This window comes from Psychromonas sp. (assembly GCF_983033635.1).
The window spans coordinates 4,721-5,359 of sequence record NZ_CEZLMY010000206.1 but is presented as its reverse complement, the minus strand read 5'-3'; the positions used below and the strand labels follow the sequence as shown (position 1 = coordinate 5,359).

Annotated in this window: 3 protein-coding genes; all 3 read left to right on the top strand. The window is 35.7% G+C overall.

Translation table 11 applies throughout. From position 1 onward, the window contains the following. Positions 1-27 precede the first annotated feature (27 nt). Positions 28-171 carry a DNA gyrase inhibitor YacG gene (gene yacG / locus AC4GME_RS16910; RefSeq protein WP_490379845.1) on the top strand — a complete coding sequence of 48 codons (144 nt, stop codon included), beginning with the start codon at positions 28-30 and terminating at the stop codon, positions 169-171. A gap of 9 nt (positions 172-180) precedes the next feature. Further along, complete coding sequence (yacG, locus tag AC4GME_RS16905; RefSeq protein ID WP_490379844.1) at positions 181-324, top strand: DNA gyrase inhibitor YacG; 144 nt, start codon at positions 181-183, stop codon at positions 322-324. Between the two features lie 18 nt (positions 325-342). After that, on the top strand, positions 343-639 hold a 297-nt coding region (locus tag AC4GME_RS16900; RefSeq protein ID WP_490379843.1), incomplete at its 3' end, for a HopJ type III effector protein.

The window sequence follows — 639 nt, the reverse complement described above, 5'->3', positions numbered from 1 at the left end:
ACTATCTATTTTGATTAAGTGGGTTAGATAAATATACCTCGTACCCAAGTATGCTGTAAACGTTGCCAGCTTATAGATTTAGGCGAATGGGCCGATGAAGAAAAACGTATTAAAGGTGAGTCAGTGAGCCCTGAAAATTTAGTTCAAGATAAAACTATCTATTTTGATTAAGTGGGTTAGATAAATATACCTCGTACCGAAGTATGCTGTAAACGCTGCCAGCTTATAGATTTAGGCGAATGGGCTGATCAAGAAAAGCGTATTAAAGGTGAGTCAGTGAGTCCTGAAAATATGATTCAAGATAAGACCATCTATTTTGATTAAACAAGGAAAGTAGCGATTATGTTAATAAATGAATTTTTAGAAAAATTATCAGCGCAACCGGAAAATATTGAGTTTACTGATACGATGGCGGTGATTGAGAAAAATTATGATTTTACTGCAACGGCGTTTAATAATGGTCTGCAGGTAAATGAAGCAGGGGCGAATTCAGGCTCATGCAAACTATTTTATTTTGCGCAGTTACAAAATTTGAATGAATCGCAAACTCTAGCTTGTTTTGGACGCTATTATCGTGATGATGTATTAAAACACCTGGATGCAAACGATCATCAAAACATCCGTCAATTTATGGTGAAT